The organism is Ruegeria sp. D7 (assembly GCF_056534355.1).
The window spans coordinates 46,268-69,187 of the sequence record NZ_JBQFPG010000016.1; the positions used below are offsets into that span (position 1 = coordinate 46,268).

The following is a 22,920-nucleotide window of genomic DNA, read 5'->3' on the forward strand; positions in this document are numbered from 1 at the left end:
CATTCATATCAATCTTTCACAGGCCAAAGCTTCTGATTTGCAAGGCATTCTGCAAGGCTCACATGATGAGCGCCAACCCATCAAATCTTAACTGGTCTCCCATCCGCCTGGATCATCTCATCACCGCCTGAGAGGCCTTCAACAATTACGCTACTTGTGGCTGTTTCGATTGCTGTTCCATCGACAAAGCATACGTAATTCATCTTGTTCGGATTGTTTGTGCTTATGCTGGCTAATGCAAGCGGAACGCCTTCCAGCAAGGCCCGGTCGTCGAAAAGAACCAGCTACTTGCCCCGCCATAATAGTCACCCGCTGTCGTCGATACCTCTAAAGGGTAGAGGACATAGTTATCAGTACCGTCTATAGTGGTGAACGTGGCCTTATAAAAAACTCGTTCTCCGCCAATCGTTTGCTGGGTTGTATCGCTTGAGATCTGCTGAGGTAAGTCACCGGATAACTTTGCACGATTTGCCCGATAGTTTGCACACGCACCATTTTGGTGCCAGATCAAATCCTTCCGAAAGTCTCTTTGAGTTCTGCGACTTGTTCTGCATCCAGTAGGCGGGTTGGCAGGCCGCGCAGTGTCACGAGCAGCTTGGCTGTTTCTTCTAACTCTTCTGCCGCACAGATCGCTGAGAAGAGGTCCTTTCCCGATACGACGGGTCCGTGATTGGCCAGCAGAACAGCACTATAATTGCCGTCCAGTTCACGGATCAAATCACCGGACGTCGGGTCGCCCGGCTTGACGTATGGAACCATTTTGACCGTGCCGACACGCATAACCACATATGGCGTAAGCGGTGGAATACAGTCGTCTGGATCGGTGTCTTCCAGACACGACAGTGCAGTGGCCCAGGTCGAATGCAGATGGACCACGGCGCCAGCTTCTGGCCGCGTCTCATAGAAGGCTTGGTGCAGAAAGACCTCCTTGGTCGGCTTGTCACCGGAGACGTGGTTGCCATCCAAATCAATCTTAGCGATGCGCTCGGGGTCGATATCGCCCAAGGTGGAAATGGTTGGTGTCATGAGGATGCCGTCGTGCAGACGTGCAGAGACGTTTCCAGCAGTGCCGACGGAGAATCCACGCGCAAACAGCGAGGCGCACAGCTCGGACATCTGTTGTCGCAGTACCTGTTCTTCAGAACTCATTTGCCTGCCTCCATCATTTTGAGCGCCCTAGCGAAAAAGTCCGGAGCGCCGAAGTTTCCAGACTTTAGAGCCAGCGCAATGGGTTCAGTTTTTCCAACGCTCAAGACTGGTACGCCCGGGTCGATCTCTGGCCCTAGTGACATGGCCGGTGATCCCAGTGCCTCAGAAACAGCCTTTGCGACAGCTCCCGACGTCTCCCCCCCTGCCACCACCAATCGCTTGTAGCCCTTTTGGACAAGTTCTCGGGCGGTAACTGCAAAGAGACTATCCAGTTTTTCTGCAACCGCTTCCCGACCGAATTGGTCTTGGATCGCCCGCACATCCTCCGGGCTTCCCGATGAATACGCTAGCGGTGCCTGACCTAAATGCGTTTCAAAGAAATCCAGAAGCGTTTGCATAGTCACATCCCCGGACATAACACCCGGAACGTCAATGGCGAAGGTCGGATGGGATTTCGCATGAACATCGATCTGACCACGGGTCGCACCTGAGCAAGACCCTGCAAGGATAGCGGCGGGCCCAGCGATACCTGTGAATACACTGCCACCTCTTTTGGACGAAGCTTTTCTGACGAAGTTCTTGGGTAGCCCCAGCGCTATCCCAGATCCCCCAGTAATGAGCTGGGCATCCTTCAGAGCCTCGCCCCAGGCCAGCAAATCCTCGTCCGAAATCGCATCACCGATCACAAAGCGTTCGTCGACGTTCCGCAAAGCAGTAGCAATCGCCTCTGGTCCTTGCGTCACGGCGTCAATTGAAACCAACCCAACCGCTTCTTGGGTCTGATATTGCAACCAACGCTTGATGTCGGCATCCGTCATCGGAGTAAGAGGGTGATTTTCCATCCCGGACTCGTTCAACAGCTTGCCGAACACAAATAGATGGCCGTGATAGATGGTGCGCCCCGTTGTCGGAAAGGCTGGACAGAAAACCACCTTTTGCGCGCCCAGTTCGTTGGCCAACGCTTCCGCAACCGGGCCGATATTTCCCAGCCTAGTGGAATCAAAAGTCGAGCAATACTTGAAGATGAACTGGCGGCATCCTTGATCTTTAAGCCATCGCAGGGCTCGCAGGCTGTCCGCAACAGCTTCTTCGACAGGTGCAGTGCGGCTCTTGAGTGAGACGACACCCGCTTCGATCTCTTTGTCGGCCGGGGTATCCGGAATACCTGGAAACTGCGCGGTTCTTAATCCACCTTCCGGCTCGACGCCCTTTGCCAAGGTGTTCGCAATGTCGCTCGCACCAGTGAAATCGTCCGCTATGACGCCGATTAGCATATTCTAATGTCCTTCGTCGGCCCAGGATCCAGCCTATGGATGTGCGGTGCTGCTCCGATGGGAAAAATCTCGCGCACAAGTGGATCATGGCCGGGCACGATAAGTCGAGGATGCGAGACTAACTTCTCGAGTGTCTCGAAACCATCCATCATGTCCTGCAGGTCGACGACGATGGGAAAAGCTTTTCGCGCCATGAAATTCTCGTAGTAATGCGAGGCATCCGAGGCCAGAACCATCCACCCGGCTGCTGTTCTTACACGAACACATTGCAACCCCCGCGAATGCCCGCCGATACAGTGTACGGTCACCCCATCTGCTATCTCGGCCTCTCCGTCGTAGAACACGACCTTGCCTGAATAGAGGCGCTTTACGACCTCGCAGATATGGCCCGCCGAGAAAGGCGCGCGTAAGTGGTCGTGGCACATGCAGGGACCTGTAGCGAAGGCCATTTCCGCCGATTGCATGTGCAACTTCGCATTTGGGAACATATGCAGCCCCCCAGCGTGGTCATAATGGAGATGGGTCACGATAACCTCGGTCACCGCTTCGGGCATGATGTCCAATGGGCGCAAAGCCTCGCGTGGGTCCATCACAATGGGACGTCCACGGGCGGCTGCCTCGTCGCTGTCGTATCCGGTATCGACCAGTATAACTTTGTTGCCACGCTTGAGCACCCAAACGAAATAGTCCATCGCGTGAGGTGCATCGTGATTGTCATCCAATATGAAGCTGTCGCGTCGAGTGCGGGCATTGCGATCCGCGTATTTCACGGCGTGAATTTCCCAATCGTTCATCGGATGACCTCGGAATACTGTTGAACAGTCTTGGTGGCGATCATATCAGCCACAGCCGTATCGAAGGACTGGAAATGCGCGCTTTCTAGGTGGGCGGAGAACGCCACGCTGTCATCATAAACCTCATAGAGAAAAACTGTCTCGGGATCGTCGCCGAGGCAAACGTCAAACTGCTGGCATCCGGGTTCTTCACGCAAAGAGGTTGAAGCGTTTTCGACCATTAGCGGCAAAAAGGTCTCTCTCGTACCGGGCTTGAGAGTGAAGGTGACGGTAACCACAAACATCAGACGGAAAGTCCTTTCAAACGTAAGAAAGCGCGCTTTGCCATGGGCAGTTGGCTGAGGATCAGACCAACGTTGAGCACAAGTAGAATGGCCGCACCGGGTCGCGAAAAGAAGACAGAAAGATCCCCGTCCGACAAGAACAGCGATCGGCGGAAAGTTTCGTCAAACAGGCTTCCCAGTATAACCCCAATGACCAATGGAGCGATTGGGTACTTCATCAGGTTCATAAAATAGGCGACGGCGCCGACACCAAGCATCAGGTAGAGATCATTGATGCCACCACCGACGCTGAAGGACCCGATTGTTGTCAGAACCATCACAACCGGCAAGAAGATGGTCTGCGGTATGGCGAGTATTTTGATAAAGACCCGAGCAGTGAACAGGCCCATCAAGAACATAGTCAGGGATGCCAGCACTAGGATTGCGACTACGCGCAGAATGATCTCGGGGTCTATCGTGGGGCCCGGGATCACGTTGTTGATCTTGAAAGCCCCCATCAAAGCCGCGGCGGGTGGCGAACCGGGAATGCCCAAAACCAAAAGCGGGATTAGCGCGCCCCCAATGCAGGCGTTGTTTGCTGTTTCAGAGCATAGCAGACCTTCCAATGAACCTTTTCCGAACTTGTCGCCCTCGGCAGATACGGTCTTGCCGACACCGTAGCTGACCCAACCGGCGACATCTTCGCCCACGCCAGGAAGCGCTCCCACCCCGGTCCCAATTACCCCTGAACGGCCTATGGTCGGCAGGTAGCGTCGAATAGAGCGAAGGTTTGGAAGAATACGGCCCTTCAGTGCCAGAACTTTCCCGGCTTCAACATGCCTTAGACCGTCGATGATTTGAGGTATCGCAAAAGCCCCCATCAAAACGGGCACAACCTGAAACCCGCTCAATAAGTAAGACCAGCCGAAAGTATAGCGCGGCTCAGACAGAAGCGGATCGAGCCCTACCATAGACATTGCAAGCCCGATCAGACCGGCGATCCATCCCTTGATCACCAGATCCTCGCTCATAAGTGTGCCAGATAGAAGGATGCCAAACAAAGCCAAGAGTGCTTTTTCCGGACTCGCGATGTTCTTCGAAACCAAAAGCAGTGCCCAGACAAAAATCAAAAGCGTGATCGTCCCGATAACCGTACCGATAAAGCTGGCCGTTGTGGTCAGACCAAGTGCTTCGCCCCCTCGACCTGCTTTGGCCAGAGGGTAGCCATCCATGGCCGTCGCCGCGCTGGCTGCTGTGCCAGGTATGTTCAGCAGAATAGACGGGTAAGAGCCGCCGTAAATCGCGCCGACATAGGCCCCGAGCAAAGCGATAAGCGAATAGTCCAATGGGATCTTGTTGCCGAAAAATCCCGTCAGGATCGTCACTGCCAGCGTTGCGGTCAGGCCGGGCAACGCGCCGAACGTGATGCCTAGGAACACGGAAGCAATCAAATACAGATAGGTCAGCGGGTCCACTGCCAGACCAACGAATGCGGTCCCAAACCCAGCCAGTTGCGAAAGGATAAAGTCCATCCGGTCAGTCTTTCCATAACGGACGAAGCGTCACGTAGTAGTGGTATTCGATTTGCTTGAAGATCAGCCCCCCGCGCGCGGGCACGTTCTGTCGGAAAATAAAGGCCATCGCGCAGACGAGGATCAGCGGGGCCAGTATTGCGACGACTGGCACAAACCGCAAAACGCGTTCGGAAGCCGATTTGATCAACACCACAAATGATAGCGAGACCCATAGGGCCAGTGTAAACCAATCATCACCGTGTGCATTCCATTCCGCCTGCGCGGGAAACACGGCGAACGCAAAAAGTCCGGCAGAGACAACTGCGATACAGGCTACCAAAGCACGCCGCGCGTGACCGCCGTAGTAGCCGTAAGTCAAAGCAGTAATCAGTAACCCCGAGCACAATATGAAGTCCACTCTGGGAACCAGTCCGACGACGTATGCAAGAAGGATCAGGCCTATTGTTGATGCTCGATAGGCTTCCCACTTATCCCATCCGATCCCCAAAGCCGTGAGCGCGTTCTGGGCTCCACCTGAGCGGATCGAAGTAGCCAACAAGACGAAGGACAACACAAGCAATCCACCGAAGATGAACAACGGTACAATTGCAGCCGAGTTGTACCAGTCCGACCCACTTACACCTGCGCGGTTTTCACCCCAAAGTGGGATGTCCAACGTTTTCCAAAGGAAAAAGACGGACACTGTTATTAGAACAATAGCAGCCCAGAAATCGCGGGTCCGCATGACCAGTGTTTCGTCGATTTTGTCCATGCCTGCCTCCTAGAGGAAAGGGCGCGATCAAACGCGCCCTTCCAAAATTGATCGGATTAGGGCTTCTCGATACCCAGCGAGGCTGGATCGACCGTGGCAGCGCCCAAATCTTGCAAGGTATAGGCAAAAGTAGCCTCAAGGTTCGCAAATAATTCTTGAGCTTCTTCGCCGTGTTGACCACCGACATCATAATTGTTTGCCTCAGCCCATTCAGCGACGGTATCGGATGCAATCGCCTGCTCGAACGCATCGCCGAGGGCCGCCTTCACATCATCTCCAGCCGAGCTGTGAACGGCAAATCCGATGGCTTGTTTTAGCGGCAGATACTTGTCGAGACCGTCATAGATGCTAAAGGCAGATGGCACTGTAGCTCCGGCAATCTGCGCATCTTCCGGTGTCAACATCGCAAGTGGCTTCAACTGTCCGCCTTCGATCAAAGGAGCTTGTTCAGCCAGCGAAGTCACAACCAACGCAACCTCACCTGCTATCGCCGCTTCCTGCCCGGGCGCTGAGCCTTTGTATGGAACAAACTTGAACTCTGCACCGGACCCTTTCTCGATGGCGAGAAGATTCAAGTGGTGGATCGAACCCGCGCCGGACGCGGCAGCGGGAATAGTGCCAGGAGCGGCTTTGGCAGCGTCGACCAGTTCTTCCAGAGTATTGTAAGGGCTGTCCGCCGGAACCGAGATCAGATCGGGTGATCCGCCAACAATAAACGGATACCAAAAGTCAAATTTCTTGTCCCAACCGCCCTGCACAGCAGCGGTGACGTTCGATTCAGACAGACCAACCAGTGTATAGCCATCGTCTGGTTGGTTCATGACGTAGACCATGCCGTTGGAGCCTGCGACCCCACCGGTTTGGTTAATCACATTGATCGAGACTGGAAGGTGTTTTTCCATTTCGGCCATGATCATTCGGTTGATCGTGTCCGTGCCGCCACCGGCCCCCCAGACCACAGCTGTGGTGATATCACGGTAAGGGTAATCCTGCGCGGTAGCAGCCCCTGAAATCCCGGTTGCAATCACGGCTGCAGCCGCCAACTGCCCTAACTTCAGTTTCATTTCCAAGTCCTCCCAAACATCTTTGCGTTTATTATTGCATTTATTTGCGTATACATTAAAGAATGCATTGTCAACGGACTGTAGCGAAAGCTGCTATCGCGCTATGAATGCGAAACTGGAAGGAAGCGGGCCAAGATGAAAAAGAACTACGATGTCGCGGTGTTCCACGGGGACGGGATCGGCCCGGAAATTATGGCCCCTACGCTTGAAATCCTGCGGCAGCTCTCCGGCAACAATCCCAGCTACGACCTAGCGTTTACAGACGCTCCAGCAGGCGCAGGCCACTACGCCAAAACTGGAGAATCGTTTCCGACTGGTTCACTTGAAACTGCACGCAAGGCAGATGCGATTCTGCTATCTGCAATGGGTTTGCCGGATGTTCGCTACCCTGATGGAACCGAGATTTCACCACAGATCGACCTGCGGAAGCAGCTCGGCCTTTTTGCCGGCGTGCGTCCGGTAAAGGTTAGCAGCGGACAAATGACCCCCTTAGCGCTGCCTCCCGGAAAAGAGATCGACTTTGTCTTGATACGCGAAAGCACAGAAGGACTGTTCTTCACCCAAGGCGCTGGAGAAGTTACCGAACACGAAGCACGTGAAACTCTGCTGATCACTCGTGAGGTGTCCGAAAAACTGTTCCGGTTTGCGTTTGAACTCGCCCAGAACCGCAAAAGAACTGGGCGCGGTCGGGGTCGAGTTACATGTGTCGACAAAGCCAATGTATTCCGCGCCTTTGCGTTCTTCAGATCGATGTTTGATGCAGAAGCTGCAAACCATCCCGAATTGCAGGCAGACCATGCTTATGTTGATGCCACTGCGCTTTGGATGGTGCAGAAGCCTTGGGAATTCGATGTTTTGGTGACTGAAAACATGTTCGGCGACATCCTTTCTGACCTTGGCGCCGGCCTTATGGGCGGTCTTGGATTGGCTCCTTCAGCAGATATCGGGTTGAACCACGCCGTGTTCCAACCCTGTCACGGCTCTGCTCCGGACATTGCGGGACAAGACATTGCCAATCCTTTCGCGATGATCCTGTCTGCAGCAATGATGCTTGAATGGTTAGGGTTGACCCATAATCATCCAGAACTGTCCAAAGATGGCGAACGTTTACGGGAAGCCGTGGAAAAGGTGACTGAGAGCGGTCAAAACCTGACGCGTGACCTAGGTGGCACAGCCGGAACGCAGGACGCAGCCTCATCGGTATTGGAAGCATTGCTGGCATGAATACTCAACAAGCCATCACGGTCGCGTGCGTAGGTGCGGGGTATTTCAGCAAGTTCCACTACGAAAGCTGGTCTCGAATGCCCGGAGCGGTTCCGATTGCATCCTGCAACCGTGACATCAAAAAGGCGAAAGAAACAGGACTGGCCGCTTACGATGATCTGTCAAAAATGCTGGAGGCGGAAAAACCAGATCTCGTTGACATCATCCTCCCGCCTGTGGCGCAGGCCGATGCCATCCGAACGGCGCTGCACTCTGGAATAAAGTGGTTGATCTGCCAAAAACCTTTCTGCATGTCGTTGCATGAAGCTGAGAAAATTGTTTCAGAGGCCGAAGCGGTAGGAGCAACTATTGTTGTACACGAGAACTTTCGCTTTCAACCTTGGTATCGCGCGATCAAAGAGGCGATGACCGAGGGTCGAATTGGTACACCTCTACAAGCTACTTTCCGGCTTCGGCCTGGCGACGGACAAGGACCACGCGCCTATCTTGACCGGCAGCCGTATTTTCAGGACATGCCGCGTTTCCTGGTTCATGAAACAGCAGTTCACTGGGTAGACACATTCCGATTCTTGTTCGATGCGCCCAGCGCAGTTTATGCGGACTTGCGCCAAGTGAACCCCATTATCGCGGGTGAGGACGCCGGCTATATCCTGTTTGATCATCCCAATGGTTTGAAAGCTCTGTTCGATGGGAACAGGTGTCTTGACCACAGCGCCAAAAACCTGCGTCAAACTATGGGTGAAGCTCTCATTGAAGGAACAACAGGATCATTGGTTCTTAACGGCGATGGTTCAGTTGAACTCCGCGCTTTTGGAAAGCAGGCGCAGCAGCAAATTCTACCTCCAAGCGATCATAATGGATTTGGCGGCGATTGCGTCCACGCCTTGCAAAGTCACGTCGTTTCAGGCCTTGTAAAGGGCACGCCGCTGGAAAACACGGCCCGAGACTATTTGGACGTGATCCGCATCGAAGAGAGCATCTATCTTTCGGCTGCGGAGGGACGAAAGATCAACCTGGAGACGCCGTGAAGGGTCAAGACGCAAAAACTCTTTCCAATACGCAACGCGCCGTTAGGGATTTGCGGCAGATGATCCTGTCCGGCGAACTTGCAGCCGGAACTGACCACCTGGAGTCGGAACTCGCCGAAACCCTTGGTATGTCCCGCACCCCGATACGGGAAGCTGCGCTGATGTTGGAAAGCAAGGGGTTGTTGGAGATGCGGCCCCGCAAAGGCGTGCGGATACTGCCGGTTTCATCAGACGATATGCGTGAAATCTACGACATCCTGACGGAGCTCGAGAGCCTCGCTGCACAACGCGCTGCCGAAGCGGGTTATTCAGAAGATGAACTGGCAGTACTTGCTGGATCAATTGCGAAGATGGACCGAGCCATCGAAGCCGAAGATCTTGAAGCCTGGGCCGAGGCCGATGAGTTATTTCATCAAGAGCTCGTTCGGTTGGGCGGCAACAAACGGGTCGAAGCGATTGTCGCCATGATGAGCGACCAGGTGCGCCGCGCGCGCGCAACGACCTTGTTCATCAGACCCCTGCCCGTCAAATCCAATGAAGATCATCGGGTTGTTTTCCAAGCGATTAGTGAAGGTCGTCCGGATGTCGCCCGTGAACGTCATCGAGAACACAGGCTGCAAGCCAAGGCTATGCTTTGCGAGATACTCGAAAAGCATCGGCTCAACAGCCTCTGATCTTCTCGTATCCGGTCGTTAGTCAACTAAAGTAACTGCTTATTTCCGGTACTAAAGGCGCTCCGAATACTTGTCGATAACGGCAACCCGCAGTTGCCTCCGGCTGCTCTGATTTTCTTTTTTCTAGTCGCTCAAACAATCACTGCATCGATTGGGGTTGAAATAGTACGATTTCGTATTAATTTAGTTCGATATCGTACTATTGGAGAGTCAAGATGCCAAACCGAAGACGTTTTCTCAAGATTCTAGGCGGAGGCACAATACTGGCGGCAACGGGCGCGGCTGGGTTTCTCACGACACGTACGCCCCATGAAGCTTTAGCTCCGTGGACGCCAAAACCGTATGATGACCCACGCAAGGCTGCTTTGTCCTACGCAATTCTCGCCCCCAATCCGCACAATTTGCAACCTTGGCTGATCGAGTTGGTTGGGCAAGACAAAGTGCGCATCCACCGTGATCCTGAACGTGAGCTTCCTGAAACCGATCCTTACCACCGCCAGCTCTATATTGGCCTCGGTGCATTTGTTGAGACGATGGTTCTAGCAGCAGGTGCACAGGGGTTTGATACAGAGGTCGAGTTACTGCCAGGTGGGAATGACGGACCTATCGCAGAAGCGATGTTTGTATCTGGCGGGGCATCCGATCCACTCTCAGATCAAATCCTCAACCGACATTCAAATAAAGAACCGTACACTGAACAGCGGCTCTCTGAGGCGGAAATATCGGTCCTTGAAAACTATGCCACTCTGATTTCCGATGAGGATCTAGTGGCCCGTATTCGAGACCTCACAAAACGCGCTTTTGAAATCGAAATGCGAACTCCACAGACCCTTAGAGAATCCGTCGACCTGATGCGGATCGGCAAAGCAGAAATCAACGCAAACCCAGACGGGATTGAACTGCGTGATCCCATGCTGGAAACGCTGCGACTTACTGGCCTATTGGACAACGAGACCCTGATGAACGTTGATCACCCAGGCACTCAGGCGCACATGCAAGACTACTTCGCTATGCTAGACGCGACACCGCAATACGCAGTCCTCGCGACAGCCACAAATACGCGAAGCGATCAACTTGATGCTGGACGTCAGTTGATGCGTTTCTACCTGAAGACAACCGAAATGGGCCTAGGCGTTCATCCTGTCAGCCAGGCCCTTCAGGAATATCCTGAGATGGCCGATGAATACGCTCTGGCGCATGAGCTTCTTGCGTCACCGGACCACACGGTGCAAATGTTGCTGCGTTTGGGGTATGGACCTGAACCAATTGCCACACCCCGCTGGCCGCTGGAGACACGAATTCTGAATGAAGCCTGAAGATGAGACCACCGAAGTTTACCGATTCTTCACCGAGGTCGGGATCATCAATCAGTTGATCTCGACCAAGCTGGAAACGTTCTTGCCTGGTAGAATGACGGCGACTCAATTCGGAATTTTGGGCCATCTGGTACGGCGTCCCGAGGGTGAAACTCCACAGCAACTTTCGAACGCGTTTCAAGTGCCTAAAACTTCGATGACGCACATGCTCTCCAGTCTTGAAAATCATGACCTGATTACTCTTGAAGCCAACCCCAATGACAAGCGTTCGAAAATTGCTCGGCCTACACCGCAAGGCGCTGAGTTTTTGAAAACTTGTATGGAGCGGATGTCGGAATCCCTGGCTCCAGTTTTGTCCGAACTCGGGCCTGAACCGTTCCATGAATCATTGCCTAATCTGACGCTCATACGCGAAACTTTGGACAGCGAGCGCGACTAGCCGAAACCTGCGCCAGCCGAAGCAAGCAACCAAATTTTCAGAACATCATGCAATCCGCGCCCGGCGGGAGCGGCGGCGATCCTTCAGGCAAAGTGGGCGTGTAGTCAAATGTCACAATCTTCGCGCCACCGTCGAATGCAACGAACAGTTGATTGGACCCCGGCCTAATGGCGAGGCCTTCTGGATCGGTTCCGAATTCTAACAAACTTTGCTGGGCGAGAAGTTGGCCATCTGCCGTGAACTCATACAGGCTGTTTGACCCTTCCCAGTCATCAACAATCAACATGTGGCCGGTACGCGGATCAATCGCGATCCCCTGCGCCTCACTCAAGGGAGGAGAGAGCTTCATGGTATCCAACCTCGCCGTCAATGCACCCTCTGAGGTGAACCACGACAACCGTTCGGGGTCATCCTCTACGGTCACGATCTGTCCCTTGGCGTTGATCGCAATTCCTTCCGTATCCGCGAAACCACCTTCCAATTCGAAGGGTGCTCCCAGGCGTGATCCGTCCTTGGTGACACGTTGAAGACTGCCGAGACCATCGCCCAGCAACAAGTGATCCCCTTCAACAGCAATTGCTTTGATCCGAAAGAGATCGCTGGATATACGGCGCAATTCATCACCTTGCAATGTAACGAGAATTGCCTCGGGCCCCTCGTTCGCAATCCACAACCCACAAAAGGTCGGATCGTAGTCAAGACTTGCGGGCTGATTAAGTTCATAACGCCCTGTTTCGCGAAGCTGCAATGCCGTGGCCGGGGTCGACACAGCAAAAATCAATAAGGCGGTGGTCCTCACAAACACTCTGCATGCTCCGAAAATCTGCGTCAAAACTGTGGGGCGGAATCGTAACACGTCAATGCTAAGAGCACCTAAACTTCCAAAATCAGAGAGCATCATTTTACCTGATCAGAGACTTATAACACGGAAACTGGTTACGAGCGGTGTGGTTCGACGCATCTGGGTTCTGCCATAGTCCGTTGGATCTAGGGGTGTGTCGAAATCGCAAACCAACAACATGGCGCTTGTGAGAGTTACGAAATCAACACTAGCGAACAAAACAACCTCAGGCTTCATAGAACAAACTTGCAATCGCGCGCTCGGGCGTAGTCACCTAGGGCATAGGGTTGGAGAAAGCCAATGGCGCTGTGGAAGTTCGTGATTAGTGTTTATTGCGCGCTGTTTCTTGTCGCTTGCGCTCCGAAAACCCGCACGTATGAAAAGACGGTATCAGCTGCGCTACCGGCAAATTCCAGCACGGCTCTGGGTCAGGCGGCCAATCGCCTTGGGGATCCTAAAGACGGTCGGTCAGGCATCAAGCTGATCAGTGATGGAGAAGAAGCGCTCGTATCACGGCTGCTGTTGGCCACTGCGGCCGAGCGAACGATAGACGCGCAATACTATCTTCTGCACGACGACCCAACCGGTCACCTGTTCGCTGCCAGTCTCTTGCAAGCGGCGGATCGGGGTGTTCGTGTTAGGCTGTTGTTGGATGATATGGATACGTCCGGCTACGACGCGATGACCGCTGCGTTGGACAATCACAAAAACATTGAAATAAGGCTGTTCAACCCGTTCTGGCGAGATCAGAGCCTTTTGATCGCGGGTCTGACTGATTTCAAACGCATCAATCGCAGAATGCACAACAAGTCCATGACAGCAGACAACGTGTTCACGATTGTAGGTGGGAGAAACATCGGTGCCGAGTATTTTTTGGCGCGGGAAGAAATGAACTATGCTGATCTGGATGTGCTGGCCGCAGGCCCAGTTGTACGCGAAGTGTCACGTAGCTTTGACGCTTACTGGAACAGCGAATTCGCTGTTCCGGCTCGCGTGGTTGTCGGAGAACCCGAAGAATTTGACCTGAGCGATGCGCGCAGCAGGTTGAATGAACTCGTCGAGGAAGCGAAGCAAACGCAGTACGGCGCAGCGCTCAGAAAGTCGGCAAAAGAGAACTTCGCGGATGGTGCCCTGTTACTGGATTGGCTGCCAGCGAAACTTTATGCTGATCCGCCTTCAAAGGCCGCGGGCCTCGAAAACTCAGGTCCCGTTCTTGCATCTCAATTGCTTCCGTACTTTGAGAATGCCAGCAGTGAAGTGAACATCGTGTCCGCCTACTTCGTGCCGCGCAACAACGGTGTGAAATGGCTGACCGAACTCGAGAACCGTGGGGTCGACGTAAAGGTTGTAACCAACTCACTTGCATCTAACGACGTCGCACCCGTTTACGCACACTACGCCAAGAAACGCCGAGCACTGCTACGCGGTGGAGTAGAACTCTACGAGCTGCGACCCGACGCTTATCAAGTCCAGCGCCGCGGTATTAACTGGGCTCAATCCAGGTCAGGCCTGCACTCCAAGGCATTTGCAATTGATGACCAGTACTTGTTCGTGGGTTCATTCAACTGGGATCCGCGATCTGTCAACATCAACACCGAGATGGGAATTCTGATTGACTCTCCAGCGTTGACTGCGCAGACGATGGGAGCCTTGGACGACGCACTACCCGCATACACATATAACGTGACGCTCGAGCAAGCTGGCCAGCTTAAATGGACGACAAGAGCCAATGATGGCACCATTCTTGAGTACCAATTCGAGCCGACAGGATCGGCCTGGGATCACATAGTTGCCGGGCTATTAAGTATTTTACCAATTGGGTCCCAGCTTTAGGTTTCTGCAAACTACTTGATCGCTTGGCCGTCACCGGCGCCTGCGAAGATGGCAGCAAAAAAGAAATAGGACATCAGTCGCAGATATTTCCCAATATCTAATTCTTAATTCAGACTAGATATTCATTTTATCAACTGCTGGCGGGAAAATGCCTGCTACCAAAGTCAATGGCCATGTTCATCATTCCAGGGAAGCTGAACGACAACGGGCAAGTCCCGTTTTCCGGTTACTCTAACAGTTACGTTCAGCTTGCCGTGCCTTAGTGGATTTTTGCGCTTTGTGTTTCATTTCTAGCGATCATCTAATTTCGTAAGATGCCGAAGGTAGATTGTTTTGAATAACTATAGCTGACTATTGTGCATCTTCAGTGAGAAAGAACAACTCAATGGGCTGCGCAAGGCCACGTATTTCGTGATCCCCACAGCTAACGAACATGTTCGGAGCAGCACTTGCAACGGCTGACGTCGCCAACACTCTCCGACCAGTTGATTTTGTTAAACCTTCAATTCGGCTTGCAACGTTCACCGCCCCGCCCAGAACTGTGAAATCAAGCCTGCCGGGGCTGCCGATATTACCATAGCTGACCTGCCCGACGTTAATTCCAATACCAACATCCAAAGGCGGTTTTTGAAACCCGTCTCGTCTGGTGTTGAGAGCGTTCAAACCACTCAGCACACTCTGCGCTGCAAGAGCCGCCATTCTGCAGCGGTCGGCATGGTCTTTTTGCGCTTCAATAGTAAAGATCGACAGGATGCCATCGCCCATGAACTTGAGGACGTCTCCACCGTTGTCCTCTACGGCTTTAACCACCAGATCAAAATAGTCGCTAAGCGTGTCGAAGATATCTTCTTCCGGAGAGGTCTCGGAAAGTGCTGTAAAGCCTCGCAGATCAGAGAACATCACCACGGCATCCAAAGTTGTTCGCTCTCCGCGCTTTATATTGCCGCTCCAGACGGCCTCGGAAGGTCCATCTCCTAAATAAGTTCGAAGCAGACCTTTAGACGATTTTCGCATCGTGACAGGTTCCAAGGCAGAAGAAAGGGCCGGTAAGGCCGCTTCAATCAGCCTAAGATGTTCGGGCGAGAATCCATCCTTTGCCTGAGTAACGAACGTACATCCATGCAGCGATCCATCGCCGTAATAGAGCAAAGTAGCGTAGTAGTCTGTGCCGCCCTGCTCTGCAAATTCAAGATAGGATGAATGCTCTGTTTCCAAGTCCAGTCGCCGAAGACTTTTGTGAAGTGGCTTTCTGTTCGCAAGAATATACTCGAATGAACTCCCGACATAACCATCTGTCAACATCGTCTCATGCGTGACGTCGTAGCTGTCGGTGCCTTCAGGCGTCCAAACTACCCCCCAGGCAATAAGCAATGGGTTGGCAAAGCGCTGGCCAATGTTTGCCCGCCATAGCGGCACTCCGGCTTCGATCAAGGAGGAACAAAACTGTGACACCACCTTTACAGGATCACCGGAGCGACGACCTTCTGTAATCATCCATTCGGTCAGTCGAGTGACTTCTTCCATGGACCCAATTTAGTCGCTTGGAAACGATGAGCAAAGACAATTGGATTGGCAATGTCGGTTGCTGTTGTTGAGCAGCCTGATCAGACCTGTCCAAATTGATGCTCGGGCATCAAAGGAATGTATTCCATCGGGAAGATGGTTTGTAAATTTAGATCCCGCGCGGTTCCAAACAGACCTATTTGAAGATTGCAGCCCTCTCTTGGGAAACCTTCAATAGAAACCAATCTCGCTGACATCTACGCGGGCCTCGTGATCTCTCCCGTAGGCTACAACTCCAACTGAGGTGATTTCGTCAGCAACGGGAATAGCGCGCAACATGGCACTTGAAGCCTTGAAGCCTGAGAGATGTAACCAGACTTCGGTCCAGTTGTCAGAAGTTGCGAACGCGGCCTGATAGTATTGCCATGGAAGCACCGTGCCACGTGTCCTGAGGTGGACGAAGTATTGCTCGCCATTCCCCCGTACCAACAGCCTGACGCCCGATACACCCTCATCTGGTCGATCAGACAACTTGCGTCGGAACTGGATAAAGCCGCCGTTGTTTTTTGTGCTGACGGTTCCGGTCAACCGGGCGAACGCAACATCACGTTCCGAACGAAACTGCACCTGTCCTGAAGAAACTCCTCCCATGACGGTGTCGGCAACGTAGTCCCAACTCGTCTCCGGAGACTTGGAGAAGTCTTCTGCAAGATTTTCATCAGCCTGTGCCATTATAGATCCGATGATAACAAGACCTGAAACAAGCCCAGCGAAGTTTCCACGCATATCGTTTTTTCTCATTTCAGTATTGCAATAGAAAGGTTCAAGACAGTGGCAAATGCGACCCATGCAAAGTACGGCAGGAAGGCTAGTGCGGAAACCTGATCCGAGCTCCTGACCAGAGCGATGAACATGACGATGACAGCCAGCAACGCGGCAATTATAACAAACGCAAACCACGGTAGTTGCAGTATGAAAAAGATTGGGGACCACGAAAAGTTTAGACCCATCTGTGCCCACCACAGCTTCATGGCAGTCGAGCTTCGGTCTGTTTCGAACTGGCGTGAACCCGCCATGGCGATCAAGACATAAAGCACCGTCCAGACCGGGCCAAATATCCAATTTGGTGGATTGAAAGCAGGTTTAGAAAGCTGCGCATACCAATCGCCAGGCGCGGTCAATATCCCGATCAGGATGCCGCCTCCCAACACGGGCGCAAGAAATGCTATGCGGACCATCCAATTCGACATTGTGGGATAGCTTTCAGCAGCCCTTGGTCGTCACGTTGACAAGCGCTTCGGAAGAGAAGGTCGCAGTACTGGTCTCATCCGCGTCGGTATATGACACCGTGGCGCCTTCGATCTCCGACTCCGTTACGGTGATTTCGCGTTGCCCGATCGTGTCGTCCACATCGATGGTAAAGGCTAATTTGTCCCCGGCTGCGAGGGAAACGATCTCAAGTTCAATTGTATTCTGCCCATCCACGACCGAAGGAAATTGACGCAGTGCATCCGCACCCTCAACGAATTCGAGCGGTTGGAATACCTCTACACCCGCGCCTTTTTCGGTAACGTCGAAAATCAGACGTCCAGCAGATTGCGACAAGTCAATTTTAACGGTCGAGGTTTCTACTTCGCACGTTCCCACATTTGTCAGAACAAAACGGTCTTTGGGTGCGCCTTCTATGAAGCGAATTTGAACTCCGGCTTGAAGCGAAGTGGCCGCAAATAGTCCAAGGGTCGCCGCAAGAATACTCTTCGGGAGCATATTTATCTCCTTCCTTATTGGTTCTTGATAGATACGCTTCGGCGGATCTCTTGGATCAGACTTATGCCCTTTGACTATGGTGGTTTAGCTGACAGGCCCTTTCGAAATTCCATGCACCGCTGTCAGAACGACGAAGTCAAAACATACCATTGTTATTCTCGCTGTTTGCTGGAACTTCCTGAAGAACGTCCCAGTGTTCGACAACCTTGCCATCAGCATCCAGGCGAAAAATATCGATCCCTGCGTACTCGAGACCATCGGGCCAGATTTGATGGCAATGCAGAACAACGTGATCGCCTTCAGCAAACGCACGTTTGATGTCCACACGCTTTCCCGGGTATTCGGCGGCCATGCGCTCGAAGTACTCAACAAAGGCTTGCTTTCCGTCGCCAACATGCGGGTTGTGCTGCGTATAGGTATCACCAAAATAGATCGCTATGGCATCTGCTGGTCGACACGCGTTGAACATCCTTTCGTAGAAAGCGATGACGTTTTTCTTGTTTGTTTCGAGGTCCGACATGCTGATCTCCAAATCGGTGTTTTTCCATCCAAAACCGTTGGCTCGCAAAGTTTGGAAAACGTAAAATAATTAGCTCGATCAATGGTAGACAAAATTTACGAGCTTCAATTTGCGTTCCAATTGTTTCGAGGGTTTGCCAATTAATCGGTCACCTCGAATTCGATATGTATATGATTTCCGTCAGGATCAGCCACATGGATTTGGATCATGCGAGGCCCTAGGACTTCGGTTTTGCGATACTGAATCTGACGTGATGCCAGTTTTTAATCGAATGCGCTCAGCCCTGTAGCTGAGAGCGTAAAATGCTAGAGTTTGAGCTTCACTTCGGAGCCGAGGTTTGGCGTTCCATCATGGCTCACAATGTGGATCACGGCGTAATCACCCTCTTGCAACCAACCTCCGGAAAACGGAAGAACGCGGCGGTCCAGGTTTTCAACCCAAATCCTCTGCATACCAAGCAACCACATAATGCTTGGTCAGCCAGTCCTAAGGCTTATCTATGGTGTGAGCTCAATCTCAGTCATGCGCTGCCATAAAGTCCAGCTCATACCATCTGTCGCAAAAAAGATTCCGCCGTCGTGACATGCTTGCTTTTGACCTCTGGTGACATTCGCCCAGCCGTACGGCACATCATCGCCCATCGGGGATTGCCAGTCAGTCTATCGCTGTGTTTCAGAATAAAGCGCCAATAAAGCCCGTCCCAAATGTCGGTCCAAGGCCCCTTTTCCCAATGGCTCATTTTGCGAACATAGTTTGAACCCGAAAAGTACGGTTTGGTGGTGATCAACCCGCCATCGGCATGCTGGCTCATCGCGTAGGCATTGGGAACCATAACCCAATCATAGCTGTCGACGAACATTTCCATAAACCAGCGATAGACATGATCCGGATCAATTTCGCACAGAAACATAAATCCGCCCAAAACCATGAGGCGTTCAATATGATGACAATACCCTGTCTTGAGCACCCTTTTGATCGTGTCGTCCAGCGGATCAATACCGGTGGTTCCGTCGTAGAAAGCGCGGGGCATTGGGCGGTGATGGCCCCAATGATTTGTCGTACGCATCGGCACACCCAGGCTCTCATAAGTCGCGCGCATAAATTCGCGCCAGCCAATGATCTGGCGGATAAAACCTTCTACCGAATTCAAGGGAATGCCCTTGCAATCCGCATGCGCAAGGGCAGCATCCAAAACTTGTTTTGGCGTCAACAACCCTATGTTCAATGCAGGCGTGAGAACGGCATGCCATAGCCAGTTTTCGCCCTCAACAATGGCATCTTCATAGTCGCCAAAACGTTCGAACCGCCGTTCCAGAAACTGCGCCAGCCAGTCGGACGCAGCTTTGTGTGATGTCGGATAATACAACGTATCCAGGCTGCCCAATGCTTCTGGAAAATCAGCAAGAACGCTTGCTTTTGCAGCTTCATCAACTGCGTCACGGGAAGGCCAATCGATCCAAGGCAGGCTGCCTAACAGCGCCTTGGGCACTTTCTTGCGATTTTCCTCGTCAAAGCTCCACTGTCCCCCCGTCGGTTGACCGCTGTCCATCAACACGTTCAAGCGGCAGCGTTGGCTTTTGTAGAAATCCGCCATGAGCCATCGTTTTCGACCGGCAAACCAATCTAGATTGTGGTCCCGCGTATTCAGAAAGCCAGGCGATGGCTGTATATCGAGCGTGATTTCAGTACTGCCAGCTGCCGCCCGTAAACGTCTTTTTGCGATGAAGTCTACTGGGTCAGCCATGATCATTTGGCTGACACCGCGATCACGCAGACTTTGAAACAGTCGAAGACATGCGCCCGGCTGCCGCTCAAAGGGCCATATCGCGGCATCAAAGCCCTTAGCGACTAAGCCATCTCTATAGCGCGCCATTGAGGCGCGGTGCAGCCAAAGCTTTTGCTTGTGCATCGAGGCCGGATAATACGCATCACCGAAGAAAAGCGGGTCTTCGAAAAGCACAACAATGTCTGGCCGGGCGGCCAGGCCCGGGTGGTGTGCAAACAATTGATTGGGAAGTAGAAGAGTAGCAGTGGACACGGGTTATGGTCTTTGTTGGCTGAGCAGATTCAATTGGCCTAAGAGCGGTGGGATCTTCTTTCGAAGGCCGAAGAATCCGGCCTTTGCATGAGGCCATGTCATAGCGTCGTACGGTCGCATTATCCTGTGCAAAGACAAGCCTGCGTCTCTCAATACAGGTTCTGCACGATCCAGGCGTGACCGAGTAGGGCCGACAGGCGCATAGGCTGTTGCAATGGTCGTGACACCCGCATTCCGTGCTGCCTCGATCAACGGACCACACCAATCCGCGTCTGATTTCGCGAGCTTTCCGTGAGGCTCAAGCGCGCTGTTGATCGCCCCCTTGGCAAAGTCCGTTACGGCGTTTCCCATCGGCTTTGGAGACCGTCCATGCGTCGCCAAAAGTCCAATCACGGCAGCAGGCGATGTCGGCATTAAACAGTCACCTGACAGATCATCCTCCGTCAACAGCAACAGATAAGGGCTGTCCGGGAACATGTGCGAACTTGAAAGGGGAATGAGCGGGTGATCTACCGGCTCGGTCAACGGCTCTGCAAAATTAGCCAGACCTCTCGGTTTAAACCGTCCTTCCGTGTATTTGGCAATATTATCAGGTCGCGCGAGGTAGGTTTTGCCTTTCGTGTGCAATCCGCCAATCCACCGCCAGCTCAGCGTATTCGACGCGGGATCGCCATCCAGCAAATGCCGCAAAAAGAAATCCGCGCCAAGCTGCCACGGTAGGCGGAGTGTAAAAATCCAGATTGATGCGAACCACATGCGCGCATGGTTATGAAGGTAGCCAGTCGTCACCAATTCCCGCGCCCAATGATCGAAACAGTCGATGCCGGTATTGCCGTTCACTGCCCCGTTGAAACGGGTCTCCAAGCCCTCATCATCTTTTAGTCGCTCAAAAGCGCTCAACAAATCCCGCTGATAAAGTGCCCAGACGCTGGGCCTTTGTTCCAGCCAACCCTTGAAGTAAGTGCGCCAAAACACTTCTTGCACGAACTTCTCTGCCGCGTTGGAACTATGCGACGCTAACACCGCTGCCAAAACCTCATTCTCCGTTATCAAACGGTGGCGCAGCCAAGGTGACAAACCCGATACATTGCTGCGTTGCTCGGTCCCAAAATCGTAGTTCCGCGTACTTGCATAATGCCGACCGGTGCGTCGCACGAACTGCTTCAGCCTTGCAAGACCATTGGTTCGTGTGGGTTTGAAACTGATTGTCTCTTTCACGTCCGCAAGTTCTGGAAACATCTCAGTCATGCGGCCGACCTGCACTTTTTCGAGCAGTATTTCACTTGATCCCAAGTGTTTTCCCATTTCTTGCGCCAGGTGAAAGGGCGCTGGCAGACCGGGCAGATTTTCTGGGGCAAATCGGCTTTCTTCTGCATTTTCATCACTGATCCCCCAAAGGCAGTTTGAGTTGCTCTTGATCTTGAAACGACCGCGCGACTTTGCGAACAGTCCGCCTTGTCTTTCGGCTCGCGTGTTTTGTCGCAATGGCTTGCGCTTCAGAGCGAAACTCCGCACTTCGGCGGACACCCCAAACCCGCTCGCGCGCGGCTTTGGCTGCTGCGAGATGGTCAAAAACACGCTCTGGATAATGCACTCCGATGATTTGTTTCCCATCTTGGGCTTTCCAGGGTTCGTGGATGTACCGATCCGAAATATGGGCCAGTTCCGGCAACCATGTCCGAATGAACACCCCTTCTGGATCCTGATCATAGCCCTGCTTAACCGGATTATAGATGCGCACAGTATTGATGCCGGTCGTGCCTGATTGCATCTGCACCTGGTTCCAGTGAATGCCCGGCTCGTAGTCAGTAAACATGCGCGCCAAATGCTCTCCCGGGGCTCGCCAATCCAGCCAGAGATGATAACTCGCCGTGGCCATCACCATTGCGCGCATCCGAAAATTGAGCCACCCTGTCGCTTGCAATGACCGCATGCATGCGTCCAAAAACGGATATCCCGTTTCGCCTTTGGACCATGCGGCCAAGAGCGCGCCATCTGGTGCTTTTGGTCGAAGTCCGTCGTAGAGACGATGCAGATTTTCAAACTCAATCCGAGGTTCATCCTCAAGTTTCTGAATAAAATGGCAATGCCAATGCAATCGGCCCGAGAACGAGCGAAGCGATTTACGCCAGTCCTGTGCGTGCGACGGCAATCTACATCTCTGCTTTTCAGTCGCTTGCGACACCTCCCGCATCGAAAGCGCACCCCAAGCCAAGTAGGGCGATAGCCGTGAACACGCAACGGCCCCCTCCAAGGGGCTGGACATTTCGCGTTGGTATCTTTTGCCACGGTGGGTCAGAAAGCTGTTCAATCGTTCCAAACCCGCAGCTCGTCCCCCGGCTTGACGACCAACGCATGGATCATCCCGCAAGTTGAGGTCGCGCGCCGTGGGAATATACCCTGGTTTTATGTCGATTGGTTTCAGCGCAACTGGTGACGAAACGGGCAGTGCCATGAACCTGTCCCAACGTTCCGCCCAGCCGTCGCGGGACTTGAGCCTGCGAAAAACGCCATGGTTTTGCACTTCGTGCCACCGTACGCCAAGATCTTTGCACCATGCAGCGACCTGCCGATCCCGCTGATACGTCCAATTATTTCCTGTTTCCTCATGTGACCAAAGAACGTCTATTAGACCACGGTCTTTTAACTCGGAAAGGACCGCCACAATTTGTCCGATGCGCACAATGAGTGGCTGGCCCAGTTTCCCTAGGTCTTCTCGCAGCCCAGCGATTGTCTCAGCAACAAAGTTCCACTGCCGTATTGACGCGTCAGGTTGCTGCCACAGGTCAGGTTCAACCACATAGAGTGGCAGAACTGGCCCAACCTCAGACGCTTGCGCTAGTGCCGACTGATCATTCACCCGTAAATCCCGTTTGAACCAAACGACCTGCACGATACCTCCGTCAT

General features: G+C 53.0%; 23 protein-coding genes. 6 read left to right on the forward strand and 17 right to left on the reverse strand.

Annotated elements, in window-relative coordinates; translation table 11 throughout:
• Positions 1-507 precede the first annotated feature (507 nt).
• From otnC to ACRZ9U_RS18360, 7 genes are read right to left on the reverse strand one after another with little or no spacing between them, the layout of a single operon-like run.
• Positions 508-1,149 (reverse strand): 3-oxo-tetronate 4-phosphate decarboxylase, encoded by a 642-nt coding sequence (gene otnC / locus ACRZ9U_RS18330; protein WP_480902607.1) that lies wholly within the window; start codon positions 1,147-1,149, stop codon positions 508-510.
• The gene (otnK, locus tag ACRZ9U_RS18335; protein ID WP_170408436.1) at positions 1,146-2,423 is read right to left on the reverse strand and encodes a 3-oxo-tetronate kinase; all 1,278 of its coding nucleotides are present in this window, start codon (positions 2,421-2,423) and stop codon (positions 1,146-1,148) included. Before otnK ends, otnC begins: the two co-directional genes overlap by 4 nt.
• Positions 2,417-3,217, reverse strand: a complete 801-nt coding sequence (locus ACRZ9U_RS18340) for an N-acyl homoserine lactonase family protein (protein WP_170408437.1) — start codon at positions 3,215-3,217, stop codon at positions 2,417-2,419. Before ACRZ9U_RS18340 ends, otnK begins: the two co-directional genes overlap by 7 nt.
• Positions 3,214-3,501, reverse strand: coding sequence for a putative quinol monooxygenase (locus ACRZ9U_RS18345; RefSeq protein ID WP_170408438.1), 288 nt, complete (start codon positions 3,499-3,501; stop codon positions 3,214-3,216). Before ACRZ9U_RS18345 ends, ACRZ9U_RS18340 begins: the two co-directional genes overlap by 4 nt.
• Complete coding sequence (locus tag ACRZ9U_RS18350) at positions 3,501-5,012, reverse strand: tripartite tricarboxylate transporter permease (RefSeq protein ID WP_170408439.1); 1,512 nt, start codon at positions 5,010-5,012, stop codon at positions 3,501-3,503. The genes ACRZ9U_RS18345 and ACRZ9U_RS18350 overlap by 1 nt, the downstream gene beginning before the upstream one ends.
• Positions 5,013-5,016: 4 nt before the next feature.
• Positions 5,017-5,766 (reverse strand): hypothetical protein, encoded by a 750-nt coding sequence (locus ACRZ9U_RS18355; RefSeq protein WP_480886236.1) that lies wholly within the window; start codon positions 5,764-5,766, stop codon positions 5,017-5,019.
• A 56-nt stretch (positions 5,767-5,822) separates the two neighbouring features.
• A complete protein-coding gene (locus ACRZ9U_RS18360) occupies positions 5,823-6,830 on the reverse strand; it encodes a tripartite tricarboxylate transporter substrate binding protein (RefSeq protein ID WP_170408440.1) in 1,008 nt (335 codons plus the stop codon).
• A 135-nt stretch (positions 6,831-6,965) separates the two neighbouring features.
• Here ACRZ9U_RS18360 and ACRZ9U_RS18365 point away from each other — a divergent pair, with 135 nt between their 5' ends.
• From ACRZ9U_RS18365 to ACRZ9U_RS18385, 5 genes are all read left to right on the forward strand, one after another.
• Positions 6,966-8,054 carry an isocitrate/isopropylmalate family dehydrogenase gene (locus ACRZ9U_RS18365; protein ID WP_170408441.1) on the forward strand — a complete coding sequence of 363 codons (1,089 nt, stop codon included), beginning with the start codon at positions 6,966-6,968 and terminating at the stop codon, positions 8,052-8,054.
• Positions 8,051-9,082, forward strand: coding sequence for a Gfo/Idh/MocA family protein (locus ACRZ9U_RS18370; protein ID WP_170408442.1), 1,032 nt, complete (start codon positions 8,051-8,053; stop codon positions 9,080-9,082). Before ACRZ9U_RS18365 ends, ACRZ9U_RS18370 begins: the two co-directional genes overlap by 4 nt.
• Positions 9,079-9,756, forward strand: a complete 678-nt coding sequence (locus ACRZ9U_RS18375) for a GntR family transcriptional regulator (protein ID WP_170408443.1) — start codon at positions 9,079-9,081, stop codon at positions 9,754-9,756. Before ACRZ9U_RS18370 ends, ACRZ9U_RS18375 begins: the two co-directional genes overlap by 4 nt.
• Before the next feature lie 215 nt (positions 9,757-9,971).
• Positions 9,972-11,072, forward strand: coding sequence for an Acg family FMN-binding oxidoreductase (locus ACRZ9U_RS18380; RefSeq protein ID WP_170408444.1), 1,101 nt, complete (start codon positions 9,972-9,974; stop codon positions 11,070-11,072).
• Positions 11,062-11,511: a MarR family transcriptional regulator gene (locus ACRZ9U_RS18385; RefSeq protein WP_170408445.1), complete on the forward strand. Its 450-nt coding sequence runs from the start codon at positions 11,062-11,064 to the stop codon at positions 11,509-11,511. The genes ACRZ9U_RS18380 and ACRZ9U_RS18385 overlap by 11 nt, the downstream gene beginning before the upstream one ends.
• A 37-nt stretch (positions 11,512-11,548) precedes the next feature.
• Here ACRZ9U_RS18385 and ACRZ9U_RS18390 read toward each other — a convergent pair whose 3' ends face one another.
• Positions 11,549-12,343 (reverse strand): hypothetical protein, encoded by a 795-nt coding sequence (locus tag ACRZ9U_RS18390; protein ID WP_480886228.1) that lies wholly within the window; start codon positions 12,341-12,343, stop codon positions 11,549-11,551.
• Between the two features lie 309 nt (positions 12,344-12,652).
• On the opposite strand from ACRZ9U_RS18390, the gene ACRZ9U_RS18395 reads away from it, so the two are divergent.
• The gene (locus ACRZ9U_RS18395) at positions 12,653-14,185 is read left to right on the forward strand and encodes a phospholipase D family protein (RefSeq protein WP_170408446.1); all 1,533 of its coding nucleotides are present in this window, start codon (positions 12,653-12,655) and stop codon (positions 14,183-14,185) included.
• 351 nt (positions 14,186-14,536) lie between these two features.
• Here ACRZ9U_RS18395 and ACRZ9U_RS18400 read toward each other — a convergent pair whose 3' ends face one another.
• The 9 genes from ACRZ9U_RS18400 to ACRZ9U_RS18440 form a co-directional block, all read right to left on the reverse strand.
• The gene (locus ACRZ9U_RS18400) at positions 14,537-15,709 is read right to left on the reverse strand and encodes an adenylate/guanylate cyclase domain-containing protein (RefSeq protein WP_170395464.1); all 1,173 of its coding nucleotides are present in this window, start codon (positions 15,707-15,709) and stop codon (positions 14,537-14,539) included.
• Positions 15,710-15,919: 210 nt separating this feature from the next.
• Positions 15,920-16,489 (reverse strand): CIA30 family protein, encoded by a 570-nt coding sequence (locus tag ACRZ9U_RS18405; protein ID WP_480902614.1) that lies wholly within the window; start codon positions 16,487-16,489, stop codon positions 15,920-15,922.
• Positions 16,486-16,926 carry a TspO/MBR family protein gene (locus ACRZ9U_RS18410; protein ID WP_480902617.1) on the reverse strand — a complete coding sequence of 147 codons (441 nt, stop codon included), beginning with the start codon at positions 16,924-16,926 and terminating at the stop codon, positions 16,486-16,488. Before ACRZ9U_RS18410 ends, ACRZ9U_RS18405 begins: the two co-directional genes overlap by 4 nt.
• Positions 16,927-16,951: 25 nt before the next feature.
• Complete coding sequence (locus tag ACRZ9U_RS18415) at positions 16,952-17,455, reverse strand: aggregation factor core (RefSeq protein WP_170408449.1); 504 nt, start codon at positions 17,453-17,455, stop codon at positions 16,952-16,954.
• A 136-nt stretch (positions 17,456-17,591) separates the two neighbouring features.
• On the reverse strand, positions 17,592-17,975 hold the full coding sequence (locus ACRZ9U_RS18420) for a nuclear transport factor 2 family protein (protein WP_170408450.1): 384 nt from the start codon (positions 17,973-17,975) through the stop codon (positions 17,592-17,594).
• Positions 17,976-18,519: 544 nt separating this feature from the next.
• On the reverse strand, positions 18,520-20,013 hold the full coding sequence (locus tag ACRZ9U_RS18425; protein WP_170408451.1) for a cryptochrome/photolyase family protein: 1,494 nt from the start codon (positions 20,011-20,013) through the stop codon (positions 18,520-18,522).
• A gap of 3 nt (positions 20,014-20,016) precedes the next feature.
• Positions 20,017-21,261, reverse strand: a complete 1,245-nt coding sequence (locus tag ACRZ9U_RS18430; protein WP_170408452.1) for an FAD-binding domain-containing protein — start codon at positions 21,259-21,261, stop codon at positions 20,017-20,019.
• On the reverse strand, positions 21,258-21,395 hold the full coding sequence (locus ACRZ9U_RS18435) for a DUF2256 domain-containing protein (RefSeq protein WP_170408453.1): 138 nt from the start codon (positions 21,393-21,395) through the stop codon (positions 21,258-21,260). Before ACRZ9U_RS18435 ends, ACRZ9U_RS18430 begins: the two co-directional genes overlap by 4 nt.
• Positions 21,395-22,906, reverse strand: coding sequence for an FAD-binding domain-containing protein (locus ACRZ9U_RS18440; RefSeq protein ID WP_480902621.1), 1,512 nt, complete (start codon positions 22,904-22,906; stop codon positions 21,395-21,397). The genes ACRZ9U_RS18435 and ACRZ9U_RS18440 overlap by 1 nt, the downstream gene beginning before the upstream one ends.
• Positions 22,907-22,920 lie beyond the last annotated feature (14 nt).

What these genes read in the sequence shown, in the direction of transcription:
- ACRZ9U_RS18400 (WP_170395464.1), bottom strand. Translation starts at nt 15,709, where the DNA reads ATGGAAGAAGTCACTCGACTGACCGAATGGATGATTACAGAAGGTCGT.
- otnC (WP_480902607.1), bottom strand. Translation starts at nt 1,149, where the DNA reads ATGAGTTCTGAAGAACAGGTACTGCGACAACAGATGTCCGAGCTGTGC.
- ACRZ9U_RS18340 (WP_170408437.1), bottom strand. Translation starts at nt 3,217, where the DNA reads ATGAACGATTGGGAAATTCACGCCGTGAAATACGCGGATCGCAATGCC.
- ACRZ9U_RS18380 (WP_170408444.1), top strand. Translation starts at nt 9,972, where the DNA reads ATGCCAAACCGAAGACGTTTTCTCAAGATTCTAGGCGGAGGCACAATA.
- ACRZ9U_RS18435 (WP_170408453.1), bottom strand. Translation starts at nt 21,395, where the DNA reads ATGAAAATGCAGAAGAAAGCCGATTTGCCCCAGAAAATCTGCCCGGTC.
- ACRZ9U_RS18345 (WP_170408438.1), bottom strand. Translation starts at nt 3,501, where the DNA reads ATGTTTGTGGTTACCGTCACCTTCACTCTCAAGCCCGGTACGAGAGAG.
- ACRZ9U_RS18355 (WP_480886236.1), bottom strand. Translation starts at nt 5,766, where the DNA reads ATGGACAAAATCGACGAAACACTGGTCATGCGGACCCGCGATTTCTGG.
- ACRZ9U_RS18385 (WP_170408445.1), top strand. Translation starts at nt 11,062, where the DNA reads ATGAAGCCTGAAGATGAGACCACCGAAGTTTACCGATTCTTCACCGAG.
- ACRZ9U_RS18350 (WP_170408439.1), bottom strand. Translation starts at nt 5,012, where the DNA reads ATGGACTTTATCCTTTCGCAACTGGCTGGGTTTGGGACCGCATTCGTT.
- ACRZ9U_RS18420 (WP_170408450.1), bottom strand. Translation starts at nt 17,975, where the DNA reads ATGTCGGACCTCGAAACAAACAAGAAAAACGTCATCGCTTTCTACGAA.
- ACRZ9U_RS18360 (WP_170408440.1), bottom strand. Translation starts at nt 6,830, where the DNA reads ATGAAACTGAAGTTAGGGCAGTTGGCGGCTGCAGCCGTGATTGCAACC.
- otnK (WP_170408436.1), bottom strand. Translation starts at nt 2,423, where the DNA reads ATGCTAATCGGCGTCATAGCGGACGATTTCACTGGTGCGAGCGACATT.
- ACRZ9U_RS18415 (WP_170408449.1), bottom strand. Translation starts at nt 17,455, where the DNA reads ATGCTCCCGAAGAGTATTCTTGCGGCGACCCTTGGACTATTTGCGGCC.
- ACRZ9U_RS18365 (WP_170408441.1), top strand. Translation starts at nt 6,966, where the DNA reads ATGAAAAAGAACTACGATGTCGCGGTGTTCCACGGGGACGGGATCGGC.
- ACRZ9U_RS18405 (WP_480902614.1), bottom strand. Translation starts at nt 16,489, where the DNA reads ATGAGAAAAAACGATATGCGTGGAAACTTCGCTGGGCTTGTTTCAGGT.
- ACRZ9U_RS18370 (WP_170408442.1), top strand. Translation starts at nt 8,051, where the DNA reads ATGAATACTCAACAAGCCATCACGGTCGCGTGCGTAGGTGCGGGGTAT.
- ACRZ9U_RS18410 (WP_480902617.1), bottom strand. Translation starts at nt 16,926, where the DNA reads ATGGTCCGCATAGCATTTCTTGCGCCCGTGTTGGGAGGCGGCATCCTG.
- ACRZ9U_RS18395 (WP_170408446.1), top strand. Translation starts at nt 12,653, where the DNA reads ATGGCGCTGTGGAAGTTCGTGATTAGTGTTTATTGCGCGCTGTTTCTT.
- ACRZ9U_RS18430 (WP_170408452.1), bottom strand. Translation starts at nt 21,261, where the DNA reads ATGACTGAGATGTTTCCAGAACTTGCGGACGTGAAAGAGACAATCAGT.